Annotated in this window: 16 protein-coding genes, 1 tRNA gene and 1 riboswitch; of the genes, 13 read left to right on the top strand and 4 right to left on the bottom strand. The window is 67.7% G+C overall.

What is annotated here, in order from left to right:
* Positions 1–14 precede the first annotated feature (14 nt).
* The 7 genes from GYH34_RS06780 to GYH34_RS06810 all read left to right on the top strand — a co-directional run bounded on the left by GYH34_RS06780 (position 15) and on the right by GYH34_RS06810 (position 4,316).
* Positions 15–539, top strand: a complete 525-nt coding sequence (locus GYH34_RS06780) for a DUF4376 domain-containing protein (RefSeq protein ID WP_161912903.1) — start codon at positions 15–17, stop codon at positions 537–539.
* 41 nt (positions 540–580) lie between these two features.
* Positions 581–1,039, top strand: a complete 459-nt coding sequence (locus tag GYH34_RS06785; RefSeq protein WP_161912904.1) for a M15 family metallopeptidase — start codon at positions 581–583, stop codon at positions 1,037–1,039.
* A 59-nt stretch (positions 1,040–1,098) separates the two neighbouring features.
* Positions 1,099–1,296 (top strand): hypothetical protein, encoded by a 198-nt coding sequence (locus tag GYH34_RS06790; RefSeq protein WP_161912905.1) that lies wholly within the window; start codon positions 1,099–1,101, stop codon positions 1,294–1,296.
* A gap of 127 nt (positions 1,297–1,423) precedes the next feature.
* Positions 1,424–1,750, top strand: coding sequence for a PepSY domain-containing protein (locus GYH34_RS06795; protein WP_161912906.1), 327 nt, complete (start codon positions 1,424–1,426; stop codon positions 1,748–1,750).
* A 33-nt stretch (positions 1,751–1,783) separates the two neighbouring features.
* Positions 1,784–2,458, top strand: coding sequence for a response regulator transcription factor (locus GYH34_RS06800; protein ID WP_161912907.1), 675 nt, complete (start codon positions 1,784–1,786; stop codon positions 2,456–2,458).
* A gap of 7 nt (positions 2,459–2,465) precedes the next feature.
* A complete protein-coding gene (locus GYH34_RS06805; RefSeq protein WP_161912908.1) occupies positions 2,466–3,848 on the top strand; it encodes a sensor histidine kinase in 1,383 nt (460 codons plus the stop codon).
* A 54-nt stretch (positions 3,849–3,902) separates the two neighbouring features.
* On the top strand, positions 3,903–4,316 hold the full coding sequence (locus GYH34_RS06810; RefSeq protein ID WP_161912909.1) for a hypothetical protein: 414 nt from the start codon (positions 3,903–3,905) through the stop codon (positions 4,314–4,316).
* A 117-nt stretch (positions 4,317–4,433) separates the two neighbouring features.
* Here the strand turns inward: GYH34_RS06810 and GYH34_RS06815 are convergent.
* A tRNA-Leu gene (locus tag GYH34_RS06815) sits at positions 4,434–4,519 on the bottom strand.
* Between the two features lie 141 nt (positions 4,520–4,660).
* Here GYH34_RS06815 and GYH34_RS06820 point away from each other — a divergent pair.
* The gene (locus tag GYH34_RS06820; RefSeq protein ID WP_161912910.1) at positions 4,661–6,595 is read left to right on the top strand and encodes a hypothetical protein; all 1,935 of its coding nucleotides are present in this window, start codon (positions 4,661–4,663) and stop codon (positions 6,593–6,595) included.
* A 7-nt stretch (positions 6,596–6,602) separates the two neighbouring features.
* On the opposite strand, the gene gpt is transcribed toward GYH34_RS06820, so the two are convergent.
* Positions 6,603–7,088 carry a xanthine phosphoribosyltransferase gene (gene gpt / locus GYH34_RS06825; RefSeq protein WP_161912911.1) on the bottom strand — a complete coding sequence of 162 codons (486 nt, stop codon included), beginning with the start codon at positions 7,086–7,088 and terminating at the stop codon, positions 6,603–6,605.
* Between the two features lie 19 nt (positions 7,089–7,107).
* Complete coding sequence (locus tag GYH34_RS06830; RefSeq protein WP_161912912.1) at positions 7,108–7,860, bottom strand: molybdopterin-binding protein; 753 nt, start codon at positions 7,858–7,860, stop codon at positions 7,108–7,110.
* Positions 7,861–8,023: 163 nt separating this feature from the next.
* Here GYH34_RS06830 and map point away from each other — a divergent pair, with 163 nt between their 5' ends.
* The gene (gene map / locus GYH34_RS06835; protein ID WP_161912913.1) at positions 8,024–8,890 is read left to right on the top strand and encodes a type I methionyl aminopeptidase; all 867 of its coding nucleotides are present in this window, start codon (positions 8,024–8,026) and stop codon (positions 8,888–8,890) included.
* The gene (radC, locus tag GYH34_RS06840) at positions 8,887–9,627 is read left to right on the top strand and encodes a DNA repair protein RadC (protein ID WP_161912914.1); all 741 of its coding nucleotides are present in this window, start codon (positions 8,887–8,889) and stop codon (positions 9,625–9,627) included. Before map ends, radC begins: the two co-directional genes overlap by 4 nt.
* A 9-nt stretch (positions 9,628–9,636) precedes the next feature.
* On the opposite strand, the gene cobO is transcribed toward radC, so the two are convergent.
* Positions 9,637–10,266 (bottom strand): cob(I)yrinic acid a,c-diamide adenosyltransferase, encoded by a 630-nt coding sequence (cobO, locus tag GYH34_RS06845; RefSeq protein WP_161912915.1) that lies wholly within the window; start codon positions 10,264–10,266, stop codon positions 9,637–9,639.
* Between the two features lie 41 nt (positions 10,267–10,307).
* Positions 10,308–10,503, top strand: a riboswitch (cobalamin riboswitch).
* Positions 10,504–10,533: 30 nt separating this feature from the next.
* Between cobO and GYH34_RS06850 the strand changes: the two genes are divergently transcribed.
* The 3 genes from GYH34_RS06850 to cobW are packed head-to-tail and all read left to right on the top strand — an operon-like array spanning position 10,534 to position 12,465.
* A complete protein-coding gene (locus GYH34_RS06850; protein ID WP_036288956.1) occupies positions 10,534–10,719 on the top strand; it encodes a CbtB-domain containing protein in 186 nt (61 codons plus the stop codon).
* Between the two features lie 7 nt (positions 10,720–10,726).
* A complete protein-coding gene (locus tag GYH34_RS06855; protein WP_161912916.1) occupies positions 10,727–11,434 on the top strand; it encodes a CbtA family protein in 708 nt (235 codons plus the stop codon).
* Positions 11,431–12,465, top strand: a complete 1,035-nt coding sequence (cobW, locus tag GYH34_RS06860) for a cobalamin biosynthesis protein CobW (RefSeq protein WP_161912917.1) — start codon at positions 11,431–11,433, stop codon at positions 12,463–12,465. The genes GYH34_RS06855 and cobW overlap by 4 nt, the downstream gene beginning before the upstream one ends.
* Positions 12,466–12,472 lie beyond the last annotated feature (7 nt).

Here is a 12,472-nt window from a genome sequence, read left to right on the forward strand (position 1 = left end):
CGGAGAGTTGCGACATGGCCTATTCGATCATTTGCGATTTCGCGGGCGAGCTGTTGCAGGAGATGGTGCGGCGAGACGCGGATGGCGCGCTCGTTCCGACCGATGCGCAGACCGCCGACAGCCTCGCCTATCGTGATTGGCTCGGCGCCGGAAATGCGCCGACGCCTCTTCCGATTCCAACTCTCGCGGAGGCGAAGAGCAAGCGGCTCGCCGCGCTCGCTGCGCGTCGGTGGCGGGCCGAGACGGCGGGAACCTCGGTGAATGGCATGAGCCTGCCGACCGATGAGAAGACGCAGGCCAAGCTCACCGCGGCTGTCGTGGCCAGCGTGCTCGACAATAATTATGCGGTGAATTGGAAGCTGGCGAATGGCGCATTCGTCATGTTGGATCATGCGACCTTGATCGCCGTCGCGCAGGGCGTGCGTGCGCATGTGCAGAGCTGCTTCGATCGCGAGGCGCAGCTCGTCGCCGCCATCGTCGCCGCGCAGGACAGCGCAGCGCTCGAGGCGATCGACATAGATGCGGACTGGCCGGGCTGACGCGGCGCCGCGCGCATTTTCTCGAGCGAAAGGACATCGATATGATCGATAAGAAAGCGCCGGCGCGCTCCGCGCCGCGCGCCGGCTTTGTGCTGGACAAAGCCTGCGAGGCGAAGCTCGTCGGCGTGCATCCCGATCTCGTGCGCGTGGTGCGCGGCGCGGCGGCGCGCTGCGAGCAGAGATTCGTGGTGTTCGAAGGCGTGCGGACCATCGCGCGCGAGCGCACGCTCATCGCGCGCGGCGCATCGGCGCTGAAGAATCCCTTCCGCTGCAGGCATGTGCCGACGCAGGATCCGCAGCATGGGCTCGTCGGGCATGCGGTCGATCTCGTTCCGCTCATCGATGGACGTCCGCAATGGTCGTGGCCGCAGATCTATCCGATCGCACGCGCGATGAAGGCGGCGGCGCAGGCGGAGCATGTGACGATCGAATGGGGCGGCGATTGGCGTACGTTGAAGGACGGCCCGCATTATCAGCTGCCCTTCGCCCTCTATCCGTGATCGCCGCGCATCGATATCCGCGCCGGGCGGTCTCCCGGCGAAACGAAAGGATGACGACTATGGGTCTTTCGCTTTCTTCCGCTTACGCTTGGGTCCGCTCGCGAGTCGTGGAGCCTTCGACCTGGGCCGGGACCGGCGTGGTGGCCGCGGTCGTGCATGCCGTCGCGCCCGGCGCGCTGGGCGACGGCGTGCTGGCGACGGCGGCGGCGCTCGGCGGGCTGATCGCGATCGTCGCGCCGGAAAAGGCGGCGGACTGACGGGAGGGCGGCGCCGGAGCCGAATTCGGCGCCGCCCCGGCGGCAAATCCGGGGCGCGCTGGCCGTTCCCTCGGCGTTCACTTGCCGTTCAGCAGACGCATCGCATAGATTTTGCGGGGAAAAACGAATGCGTCGAATCGTGTCGAAATTGCTGGCTCTCATCGTCGCCGCGCCGCAGGCCGCATCTGCGATGGCCGCGGATCGGCCGGCGCTGCAATGCCTGCCGATCGGCGAGACCCGCCAGCTCATCTCGGATCGGCGGCTCGGCGATCCTTTCGCCCTGATGCAGGCCGCGAGCGTCGCCGCCCATGCCGAGCCGATCAATGCTCGGCTCTGCCGGGAGCATGAGGAGCTCGTCTATGAGATCAGCCTGCTGCGCCGTGACGGGCGGGTGGTGCGGATTTATCTCGACGCGGCGACCGGCCAGCCCCATGCTGGCCATAAAGACCACTAAAAAGACGATTCGTCTGGGTGACGGAGGCGGGGCTTGCGGCTGCTGGTCGTGGAGGATGACAAGGATTTGAACCGGCAGCTCGTCGCCGCGCTGGAGCAGGCGGGCTATGCGGTCGATCGCGCCTTCGATGGCGAGGAGGGGCATTTTCTCGGCGACACCGAGCCCTATGACGCTGTCGTGCTCGACATCGGCCTGCCGAAAAAGGATGGCGTGACCGTGCTCGAGGAGTGGCGCGCCGCCGGTCGGATAATGCCGGTCTTGATCCTCACCGCGCGCGATCGCTGGAGCGACAAGGTGCAGGGCTTCGACGCCGGCGCCGATGATTATGTGGCCAAGCCTTTCCATATGGAGGAACTGCTCGCGCGGCTGCGCGCGCTGCTGCGCCGGGCCGCCGGCCATGCGACCAGCGAGATCGTCTGCGGCCCGGTGCGGCTCGACACCAAGGCGGGGCGCGTCGTCGTCGATGGCGCGGCGGTGAAGCTCACCTCCCATGAATATCGGCTGCTCGCCTATCTGATGCATCATTCCGGGCGCGTCGTGTCGCGCAGCGAGATCGTCGAGCATCTCTACGATCAGGACTTCGACCGCGACTCCAACACGATCGAGGTTTTTGTCGGTCGGCTGCGCAAGAAGCTCGGCGTCGATCTCATTCAGACGGTGCGCGGGCTCGGCTATATTGCGGCGCCGCCCGAGCCGGCGAAGCGCTGACGACGCGATGCGGCGATCGGGCTTTCCGGGGCGATCGATCGCGGCGCGGCTGTTCTTCGCCGCCGCGGCGCTCAGCTCCGTCGTGCTGATGATCGCCGGCCTCGCCCTCACCGAATATTATCGCCGCACGGCGGAAGAGGTGTTCGAGCAGCGGCTCGGCGTCTATCTGCGCGCCATCGTCGCCGATGTTTCCGAATCGGGCGAGGATGGGCGCAGCGGGCCGGGGCAGCTCGGCGATCCGCAATTCGAGCTGGCGCGCTCCGGCTGGTATTGGCAGATCACCCGTCTCGACGATGAGGCGCATGAGATAAAGGCCTCGCGCTCGCTGTTCGCCGCGAAATTGCCGAAGCTCTCCGATCTGCATGTGCCGGCGGAGACCGGGGGCGTCAGGCGCGGCGTCGCGCTGGGGCCGGACGGGCGCTGGCTGCGCATCGTCGAGCGCGTCATCGATGTCGGCGATGTCGGCGTCTATCTCGTGCAAGTGGCGGCGACGACGGAGGAGACCGAGAATCAGATCGCGCGTTTTCGCTGGTCGCTCATCGTCGCCTTCTCGCTGCTCGCCATTGCGCTGGCGCTCGCCACCGCGGTGCAGGTGAGCGTCGGCCTGCGGCCTTTGAAGCTGCTGCAGCGGGAATTATCGCTCATTCGCCGCGGCGAGCGCGGGCGCATAGAGAGCGCCTATCCGACCGAGGTTGCGCCGCTCGCCGAGGAGCTCAATCTGATGATCTCCGCCAATCGCGACATTGTGGAGCGCTCGCGCACGCAGGTCGGCAATCTCGCCCATGCTCTGAAGACGCCGCTCAGCGTCATCGTCAATGAGGCGGACGCCGCGCCCTCGCCGCTCGCCGCCAAGGTGGGCGAGCAGGCGACGCTGATGCGCGATCAGATCTCCTTCTATCTCGAGCGCGCGCGGGCGGCTGCGCGCGCCGGCGCCATAGGCGCGACGACGGAGGTCGCGCCCGTGGTGGCGGCGCTGCTGCGCACTTTCGGCAAAATCTACGGCGAGCGCGGAGTCGCATTCTCGGGCGAGGCCGCGGCGGAGCTGCGTTTTCTGGGCGAGCGGCAGGACCTCGAGGAGATCGTCGGCAATCTGCTCGACAATGCGGGCAAATGGGCGGCGAGCGAGGTGCGGCTGTCCGTGGCGCTGGAGAATGCGGAGGCCGGGCGCAGCCGGCTCGTTTTCAACATTGACGATGATGGTCCAGGTCTCGCGGCGGAATTTCGCGCGCAGGCGACGCGGCGCGGCCAAAGGCTCGACGAGACTCGGCCGGGGACGGGACTCGGCCTTTCCATCGTCGCGCATCTCACCGCCGACTATGGCGGCGCGCTCGCGCTCGACGACAGCCCGCTCGGCGGGCTCCGAGCGCAGGCGCGATTGCCGGGCCTTTGACAGAGTGAGGGCCTTGCGGCAAAGGAGAGCCGATTGCGCCAGCGGAGAGAAGTCATGTCGAGACAGGCGAATTCGGCGATCGTCAGAATCGCGGCGGCCATGGGCCTGTGCTGCGTCGCGCTCGCCGTCTCGGGCTGCAATTCCACCGAATCTTCCGCTCCGGCCGCGGCCGTCGTCGTCGCGCCCGAGCCTCCCGCGCCGGGCGTCATCGGCGCCGCCATCGGACGCGAGCTGGACGCCGCCGATCGCGTGACCGCCGTGGCCGCGCAACAGGAGGCGGTCGCCTCCGGCCAGCGCAAGAGCTGGCGCGGAACCCATGGCGCTTATGGCTTTATCGAGCCGGGGCCGGAAGCGGCCTTCGGCGGCTGCCGGGATTATACGCATAAGATTTTCATCGACGGCCGGCCGCAGCAGGCCAAGGGCCAGGCCTGCAAGAAGCCGGACGGCGCTTGGCGCGTGACGAGCTGAGAAATCGTCGATCTCTTTCCGCTGTCGGATCGATGGGAGCGTGCGCGAGCGGGCGAACTGCGACTCGCGCGCGGCGTCGCTTTGAAAGCTCGCTCCTCGGAGCGATGATGCGAAGCTTGGTGCGGACGGCGGGGATCGAACCCGCATGGGCATGGCCCGAGGGATTTTAAGTCCCTTGCGTCTACCGGTTCCGCCACGTCCGCGATTCGCGCAGTGATAGCGCAGCGCGCAGGCCGCGGCAAACAGAGACCTCAACCTCGGGTTAACCGTGAGGACGATAAGCCTTTGCGATCCGCCCAGGAGCCGCCATGCGCTTCTTCGGGCGCAAAGCGCCGGGGAGTCGATTGCTCAGCTCGACCGATCAAGCCTTCCGCCGCGAGATCGCGCGGCCGTCGCGAATCGCCCTCGGCGCAATCGCGCCGCTCGCCGCCTGCGCGGCGATCTTCCTGCTGTTGCGGCCCTATTACGGGCTCGAGCATGATGCGGTGATCTATATGGGCCGCGGCCTCGCCGATCTCGATCCGCAGGGCGTCGGCCGCGACATCATGTTCCGCTACGACGGACAATCGAAATTCAGCGTCTTCTCGCGGCTGGTCGATCTGCTCATTCCCGCTCTCGGCCTCGCCGCGGCGGCCAAGGCGCTCGCTCTTTCGGGCTGCGCGCTCTGGTTCGCGGCGCTGGCGGCGCTCGCCGCGCGCCTCGCGCGAGGGGCGGCTCTGATAGCGCTGCTGCTGCTCGTGGCCGCTTTCGACAGCTCCTATGGCGGATTCGGCGTCTTTCATTTCGCCGAGCCTTTCGCGACGCCGAGGCCCTTCGCCGAGGCTTTCGTTCTCGCCGCTCTCGCGGCGCTGCTCGCCGAGCGGCGATGGGTCGCGATCGGCTTTCTGCTGGCGGCCGCGGCCTTTCACCCGATCATCGCCGCGCCGGGCTTTCTGGTCGCGCTGCTCTATGAAGGAATGAAAGATCGCCGCATTCTCATCGCCGCGCTCGGCGTCGGCGCGGGGGCGCTGGTCGCGGCGCTCGCTGGCGCGCCGCTGCTCGAGCGGCTGACGGCGCGCATCGATTCGCAATGGGCGGCGATCGTCTCCCTCCGCAGCGATTATATTTTCCTCTCCGACTGGCCGGCGAGCACATGGATCGCAATGCTGCGGCAGGCGAGCACGCTGCTGCTGGCAGCGAGCCTTTCGCCGCCTCCCGCGCGGCGTCTGCTCTTTTGCGTGATCGGCGCGGTCGGCCTCGGGCTTTCGGCGAGCTTTCTGCTCGGCGATGTGCTGATGCGCGAGCTGGCGGCGCAGGCGCAGGCCTGGCGCGCGCTCTGGCTCGCCGCCGCTTTCGCGCCGCTGGCGCTCGGACTCGCCGCGCCGGCTCTGTGGCGGGACGGCGTTCAGGGACGCATCGCGCTCACGCTTCTCGTGACGAGCTGGATTTTGCGCGCGGCGCCGGAGAGCGCCTTTCTGGCGGTTATCGCGGCGCTCGCCTGGTGGGGCCGCGCGCGCTGGCGCCATATTCCGCTCGGCTTGCTGGAGCGCGCGCTCGTCGCGCTCTGCGGCCTCTGTGCGGTCATCGTGCTCGGTGCGGCGCTGTGGTTCGCGCGGGAATATGTCCGCGTCGCGCCGAGCGAGGATTCGATCCTGCCGGCAGTGCTGCGCGCCGGCGAGCCCGCCTTCGTCCCGCTCCTTTTGCTGGCGCTCGCCATGCTGATCGACGCATGGCGGCCGCGGCCGATCATTGCCGCGGGCGTTGCGGTTCTCGCCGCGCCGCTGGCGGCCTATTGCTGGATAAACGAGCCATTCCCGCTGCGCTCGGCCGACGTCCATCCGCCGGAGCTGGAGGCGATGGTCGCGCCGCGTGACGGCGAAGTGCTGTGGGTGAACGACAAGCTGGCGCCTTGGGTGTGGCTCGGCCGCGCCAATTGGGCCTCGCGCGTGCAGGGGGCGGGCGTCGTCTTCTCGCGGCCGCTGGCGCTGGAATGGCGCGAGCGCATGGGATTTCTGCGTGATCTCGGCTGGGTGGCCGACAGCGCGCTGAAGCCGCGCACCGATGATGTGATCGATTTTCCGCCCTTCACGCGCGCTTCGCTCGAGCGCCTCTGCGCCCGCCCGGACGCCCCGGCCTATGTCGTCGGCGCGATCGAATCGCCGCGCGCGCTCGCCGAGGGGTTGGAGGCACGCTTCTGGCGCGGTCCGCCGCGCTTCTCGCTGCATCTCGCCGGCGGGGCGCCGCATTGGACGCCGATCGAGCATTACGCCATCTTCGATTGCGCGGCCTATCGGCGATAGGCGGCCGTCAGGACGATCCTCTGGCGATCGGCGCCTGAAAGCTGAGGCCGGTGTCCCAGGGAAAAAAGATCCAAGTGTCCTGCGAGACCTCGGTGACGAAAGTGTCGACCAGCGGCCGGCCCTGCGGCTTGGCGTAGACAGTGGCGAAATGCGCCTTGGGCAGCAGGGCGCGCACGACCTTCGCCGTCGCGCCCGTATCGACGAGATCGTCGACGATCAGCACCTCCTCGCTCGGCAGGGTGAGGATCGTCTCGGAGAGCGGCTTCAGCACGCGGACCTCGCCGCGCTGGGTCTCGTCCTGATAGCTGGCGACGCCGATCGTATCGATGACGCGAATGCCGAGCTCGCGCGCGACGACGCCGGCCGGCACCAGCCCACCGCGCGTCACCGCGACAATGGCGGAGAAGCCGCCCACCGCCGAAAGCCGCCAGGCGAGCGCGCGCGCATCGCGGTGAAACGCGTCCCAGGATACCGGAAAGGCTTTGTCTTCCATTTGTGGTGACCTTCTCGCCTCAGAGCGGGGTTCCATTGGCGGTGAGCTCGACGATCAGCTTGCGCACTTTCTGCGTCGCCGCCTCCAGCTCGGCGCCGTCGCGGCTCCGCAGCACGATCTGATTGCGCACGCCGGCGCTGGAGAAGGAGGGATAGGAGCCGACCGTCACCCGCTCATGCTCCTTGGCGATGCGCTCGAGATCGGCCGCGTAGCGTCCTTCTGGAATATTATGCGCGTCGACGGTCGTGACCTGCACCTTCACGCCTTTGACAATGCGTCCCGCCGCGGCGTCCAGCATGGCCTGCATGATGATCGGCACGCCGGCCATGACGATGACATTGCCGATCATGAAGCCCGGCGCCTTGGAAATGGCGTTCTCGATGAGATCGGCGCCCTGCGGAATGCGGGCCATGCGCCGGCGGGCCGGATTGAGGTCCTGCGGGGCGATGCGCTCCAGCAGCAGGGCGATGGCGCGCTCATCCTCGCCGATCGGCACGCCGAAGGCCTTGGCCACGGCGTCGGCGGTGATGTCGTCATGGGTGGGGCCGATGCCGCCCGTGGTGAAGACATAGCCATAGCGGGAGCGAAGCGCATTCAGCGCGGCGACGATCTCCTCTTCTATATCGGGCACGACGCGCACCTCGCGCAGGTCCACCCCCAATTCGCCCAGATATTTGGCGATATAATTGGTATTGAGGTCCTGTGTGCGGCCGGAGAGGATCTCGTCTCCGATCACGAGCACGGCGGCCGTAACGATCTCTTCGCGCTCCATCGGGCCGCTCCTCGAGGTCAGTCTCGCCCGAACTCTATGCCACCGGCGCCGCCGAGGCCAGCCTCCGGGCCGACTTGCAGCGGCGTCGCGCGCATCTTGCTTTGGCGGCGTCAATTTCTTAATTTAAAAGCTGAAGCCGGCGACGACCAACAGAGAGTTCAGCATGACATTCGTCGAGTCCCACCTCGCGGGCTCGGGCCGCAAGAGCGGCCAGATCAAGCTTCACGGCCCCGAGGACTTCGAGGGCATGCGTCTCGCCGGCCGGGTGACGGCCGAGGCGCTGGACATGCTCGTCCCGCATGTGAAGCCCGGCGTCACCACCAAGGAGCTGGACGATCTCGTCTTCGACTTCGCCATAGCCAACGGCGCCTATCCGGCCCCGCTCGATTATCGCGGCTATCGCAAATCCATCTGCACCTCGATCAATCACGTCGTCTGCCACGGCATTCCAGACGACAAGCCCCTGCGCGACGGCGATATCGTCAATGTCGACGTGACCTTCATCATCAACGGCTGGCATGGCGACGCCAGCCGCATGTTCGCCGTGGGCGAGGTTCCGCGCCGCGCCCAGCGGCTCATCGACGTGACCTATGAGAGCCTGATGCGCGGCATATCCGTGGTGAAGCCGGGCGCCACCACCGGCGACATAGGCGCGGCGATCCAGCGTTTCGCCGAGGCCGAGCGCTGCTCCGTGGTGCGGGATTTCTGCGGCCATGGGCTCGGCCGGCTGTTCCACGACGAGCCGAATATTCTGCATTACGGCGTCGCCGGGCAGGGCGTGGAGCTACGGCCAGGCATGTTCTTCACCATAGAGCCGATGATCAATCTCGGCCGGCCGCAGGTGAAGATCCTCGGCGACGGCTGGACCGCCGTCACCCGCGACCGCTCGCTCTCGGCGCAGTTCGAGCATTCGCTCGGCGTGACCGAGACGGGGGTGGAAATCTTCACCGCCTCGCCCGCCGGGCTCGACAATCCCAATGGCGCCTCGTCCAACGGCGCCTCGCCGGACGCGGCCGCCGGCGCCGAATGAGCGAGGCGCGCGTCCCGAGGCGCCGACCGGCCGGCGAGAAGCCCGCCGACGGTCTGCGCGAGGAGGCGCCGCATTTTCATGGCCACAGGCAGAGGCTGCGCGACCGTTTCCTCGAGGCGGGCGAAGCCGCGCTCGCCGATTACGAGCTGTTGGAGCTGGTGCTCTATCGCGCCATTCCACGGCGCGACGTCAAGCCTCTGGCCAAGGCGCTGATCGCGCGATTCGGCTCTTTCTCCGAGGTGGCGGCGGCGCGGCCGGAGCGGCTGCGCGAGATCGACGGGCTCGGCGAGGCGGCGATCTGCGAGCTGAAGCTGATGGAGGCGACAGCGAGGCGCCTCGCGCGCAGCAATCTGCAGAAGCGGACCGTGCTCGGCTCCTTCATCGATGTGATCGACTATTGCCGCACGGCCATGGCCTATGCCGAGCGCGAGGAGTTCCGCATTCTCTTCCTCGACAAGCGCAACGCCTTGATCGCCGACGAGGTTCAGGGCGTCGGCACGGTGGATCACACGCCCGTCTATCCGCGCGAGGTGGTGCGGCGGGCGCTGGAATTGGGCTCTTCCGCGCTGATATTGGCGCATAATCACCCATCCGGCGATCCGACGCCTTCCACCGCCGACATTCGCATGACGCTGGACATTATCGCCATAGCGCAGCCTTTCGGCATCGCCGTGCACGACCATCTGATCGTCGGGCGGAACGGACATTCGAGCCTGAAGGGGCTGAAATTCATTTGAGGCGCCGCCTCAAAACTCGATTCCCGCCTGCGCCTTCACCCCAGCCTGGAAGTGATGCTTGACCATTGTCATCTCGGTGACGAGATCGGCCGCCGCGATCAGCTCCGGCTTGGCGTTGCGGCCGGTGACGACAATATGGAGATCGTCCCGCCGCGCCGTCAGCGCCGCGATCACCTCATCGAGCGGCAGATGCTCATAGCGGAGCGCGATCGACAATTCGTCGAGCACGAGCAGCCGAATCGTTTTTGAAGCCATCAGCTCCTTCGCCTTCTCCCAGGCGCGCCTCGCCGCCGCCTCGTCGCGGGCGCGGTCCTGCGTCTCCCAGGTGAAGCCCTCGCCGAGCGTGTGCCAGGCGAGCAGTCTGTCCTCGCCGCCGAGCTTCTCGAGAATGCGGCGCTCGCCCGTATCCCAGGCGCCTTTGCCGAATTGCACGACGCCCACCGCGAGCCCATGCCCCATCGCTCGCAGAGCGAGGCCGAAGGCCGCGGTCGACTTGCCCTTGCCGGGGCCGGTATGGACCATCAGCAGGCCCTTTTCGGCGATGCTCTTGCCGGCGACCTCTGCGTCCTGCACGGCCTTGCGCTTCTCCATCTTCTCGCGATGGCGGCGGGCGGCGTCTTCTTCCGCGAATTCCGACATGATCAGCGCCTCCTCGCCGTTTGACGGCTCCTTCTCGCCGTCATATGACTGTTCGCGACGGTCCTCCGCAAGGAGGCGAAGAGGGAATGCGGTATGGGGCTCGCCCCTGATCCGCGGCTGCCCCCGCAACTGTGAGCGGCGAGCGCGCGCCCGTGATGCCACTGGGTCAAAGCCCGGGAAGGCGGCGCGCGCAGCGACCCGTGAGCCAGGAGACCTGCCGTCGCCCGAAACCATTGAGGCCGCCGGTGGGGCGGCGAGGAGCAGAACATGACCACGAAGACCCTTTCCGCCGCCGCGATCGTCTCCGCCAGCCGCCTCGAGATCCTGCGCGCTGCGCTGGTCGTGTTCACGCTCGGCGCCGGCCTCGTCTATCTCGCCGGCTTCTCCTATGCGAGCGTCGCGCATAACGCCGCGCATGATTCGCGCCATTCGCTCGGCTTCCCCTGCCACTGACGCAGCGGTGATCCAGCGACTCCTCGCGGTCGGCCTTTTGGCCGGCCTTCTCGCGGGGCTCGCAGTCGCGGCCCTGCAGAATGTCACCACGACTCCGCTGATCCTCGCCGCCGAGGTCTATGAGACCGCGGCCGAGCAGGCCCATGCCGGAGTCGAGGCGCATCAGCATGAGCACGCCGCCGAGCCCGTTTGGGAGCCCGCGCCGGGCCTCCAGCGCACCGCCGCGACCAGCGTCGCCACCAGCGTCACCTCCATCGGCTACGCTTTTGTGCTGCTCGCCTTGATGCTGCTCTCCGGCGAGACGATCGAGCCCAAGCGCGCCGCGCTCTGGGGCGCCTGCGCTTTCGCCTCCACCGGCCTCGCCACTAGCCTCGGCCTCGCGCCGGAACTGCCGGGCAGCGCCGCCGGCGATCTCGCCGCGCGCCAGCTCTGGTGGATCGGCACGGCGGCCGCAACCGGCGCCGGGCTCTTCGCCGTGCTGCGTGTCGAGCGCCCGCTCGTCAAGGCGCTCGGCGTTGCGCTGATTCTCGCGCCGCATCTCATCGGTGCGCCGCAGCCGCCCGCGCCCGAGAGCACCGCGCCGGCCGAGCTGGCCGCGCGTTTCGCCGCCGCTTCTCTCGCCATTCACGCGATCACCTGGATTCTGGTCGGCGCTGCGGTCGGCTTCGTCTGGCGGCAGCTACCGACAAAGACCAGCGCGGGGGCTGCGGCGTGAGCGCTCTCGCCAAAATCCCCGCCACCATCGTCACCGGCTTTCTCGGCGCCGGCAAGACGACGCTGATTCGCCACATCCTCGAGACGGCGCGCGGACGCCGCCTCGCGCTCATCATCAACGAGTTCGGCGATGTCGGCGTCGATGGCGATATTCTTCGCGCCTGCGGCGTGGAGAACTGTCCCGAGGAGAATATCGTCGAGCTGGCCAATGGGTGCCTCTGCTGCACCGTCGCCGATGATTTCGCGCCGGCGATCGAGGCGCTGCTCGCGCATCCGAACCGGCCCGAGCACATCATCATCGAGACCTCCGGCCTCGCTCTGCCCAAGCCTCTGGTCAAAGCCTTCGAATGGCCGACGATCCGTCCGCATCTCACCGTCGATGGCGTCATCGCCGTGGTGGACGGCCCGGCGGTGGCGGCGGGCCGCTTCGCCGACGATCTCGACGCCATTGCGAAAGAGCGCGCCGAAACCCTCGCGATCGACCACGACAATCCGCTGGAAGAAGTTTTCGAGGATCAGCTGCTCTGCGCTGATCTCATCGTGCTCAACAAGACCGATCTGCTGAGCGCGGAAGAGGAAGCGCAAGTCACGGAGCAAATCCGCGCCACTGCGCCCCGCGCGGTAAAGCTGCTGCGCGCCAGCGAGGGCAGGCTCGACCCCGCCATTCTGCTCGGCCTCGGCGCGGCGGCGGAAGACGATCTCGCCGATCGCCCCTCTCATCACGATACGGAAGAAGGCCACGATCACGACGATTTCGAGAGCTTCGTCGTCGAGATCGCCGCCGCGCGCGATCCTGGCGAGCTGATCGAGCGCTTGGCGCGCGTCGCCGAGGCGCATGACGTTCTTCGCATGAAAGGCTTCGTCGAGATCGCCGGCAAGCCGATGCGCCTATTGGTGCAGGGCGTCGGTGCGCGCTTTCGTCATCAGTTCGACCGTCCCTGGCGCGCCGATGAGAATCGCGCCAGCCGCCTCGTCGTCATCGGCGAGAAGGGTCTCGATCGCGCGGGCGTGACGGCCATGCTGACGAGCTGAGGACGCG

It is taken from the genome of Methylosinus sp. C49 (genome assembly GCF_009936375.1).
Classification (GTDB): Bacteria; Pseudomonadota; Alphaproteobacteria; order Rhizobiales; family Beijerinckiaceae; genus Methylosinus.

What these genes read in the sequence shown, in the direction of transcription:
- cobO (WP_161912915.1), bottom strand. Translation starts at nt 10,266, where the DNA reads ATGTCGGAATTCGCGGAAGAAGACGCCGCCCGCCGCCATCGCGAGAAG.
- GYH34_RS06785 (WP_161912904.1), top strand. Translation starts at nt 581, where the DNA reads ATGATCGATAAGAAAGCGCCGGCGCGCTCCGCGCCGCGCGCCGGCTTT.
- GYH34_RS06780 (WP_161912903.1), top strand. Translation starts at nt 15, where the DNA reads ATGGCCTATTCGATCATTTGCGATTTCGCGGGCGAGCTGTTGCAGGAG.
- map (WP_161912913.1), top strand. Translation starts at nt 8,024, where the DNA reads ATGACATTCGTCGAGTCCCACCTCGCGGGCTCGGGCCGCAAGAGCGGC.
- GYH34_RS06795 (WP_161912906.1), top strand. Translation starts at nt 1,424, where the DNA reads ATGCGTCGAATCGTGTCGAAATTGCTGGCTCTCATCGTCGCCGCGCCG.
- radC (WP_161912914.1), top strand. Translation starts at nt 8,887, where the DNA reads ATGAGCGAGGCGCGCGTCCCGAGGCGCCGACCGGCCGGCGAGAAGCCC.
- GYH34_RS06810 (WP_161912909.1), top strand. Translation starts at nt 3,903, where the DNA reads ATGTCGAGACAGGCGAATTCGGCGATCGTCAGAATCGCGGCGGCCATG.
- GYH34_RS06805 (WP_161912908.1), top strand. Translation starts at nt 2,466, where the DNA reads ATGCGGCGATCGGGCTTTCCGGGGCGATCGATCGCGGCGCGGCTGTTC.
- GYH34_RS06830 (WP_161912912.1), bottom strand. Translation starts at nt 7,860, where the DNA reads ATGGAGCGCGAAGAGATCGTTACGGCCGCCGTGCTCGTGATCGGAGAC.
- gpt (WP_161912911.1), bottom strand. Translation starts at nt 7,088, where the DNA reads ATGGAAGACAAAGCCTTTCCGGTATCCTGGGACGCGTTTCACCGCGAT.
- GYH34_RS06790 (WP_161912905.1), top strand. Translation starts at nt 1,099, where the DNA reads ATGGGTCTTTCGCTTTCTTCCGCTTACGCTTGGGTCCGCTCGCGAGTC.
- GYH34_RS06850 (WP_036288956.1), top strand. Translation starts at nt 10,534, where the DNA reads ATGACCACGAAGACCCTTTCCGCCGCCGCGATCGTCTCCGCCAGCCGC.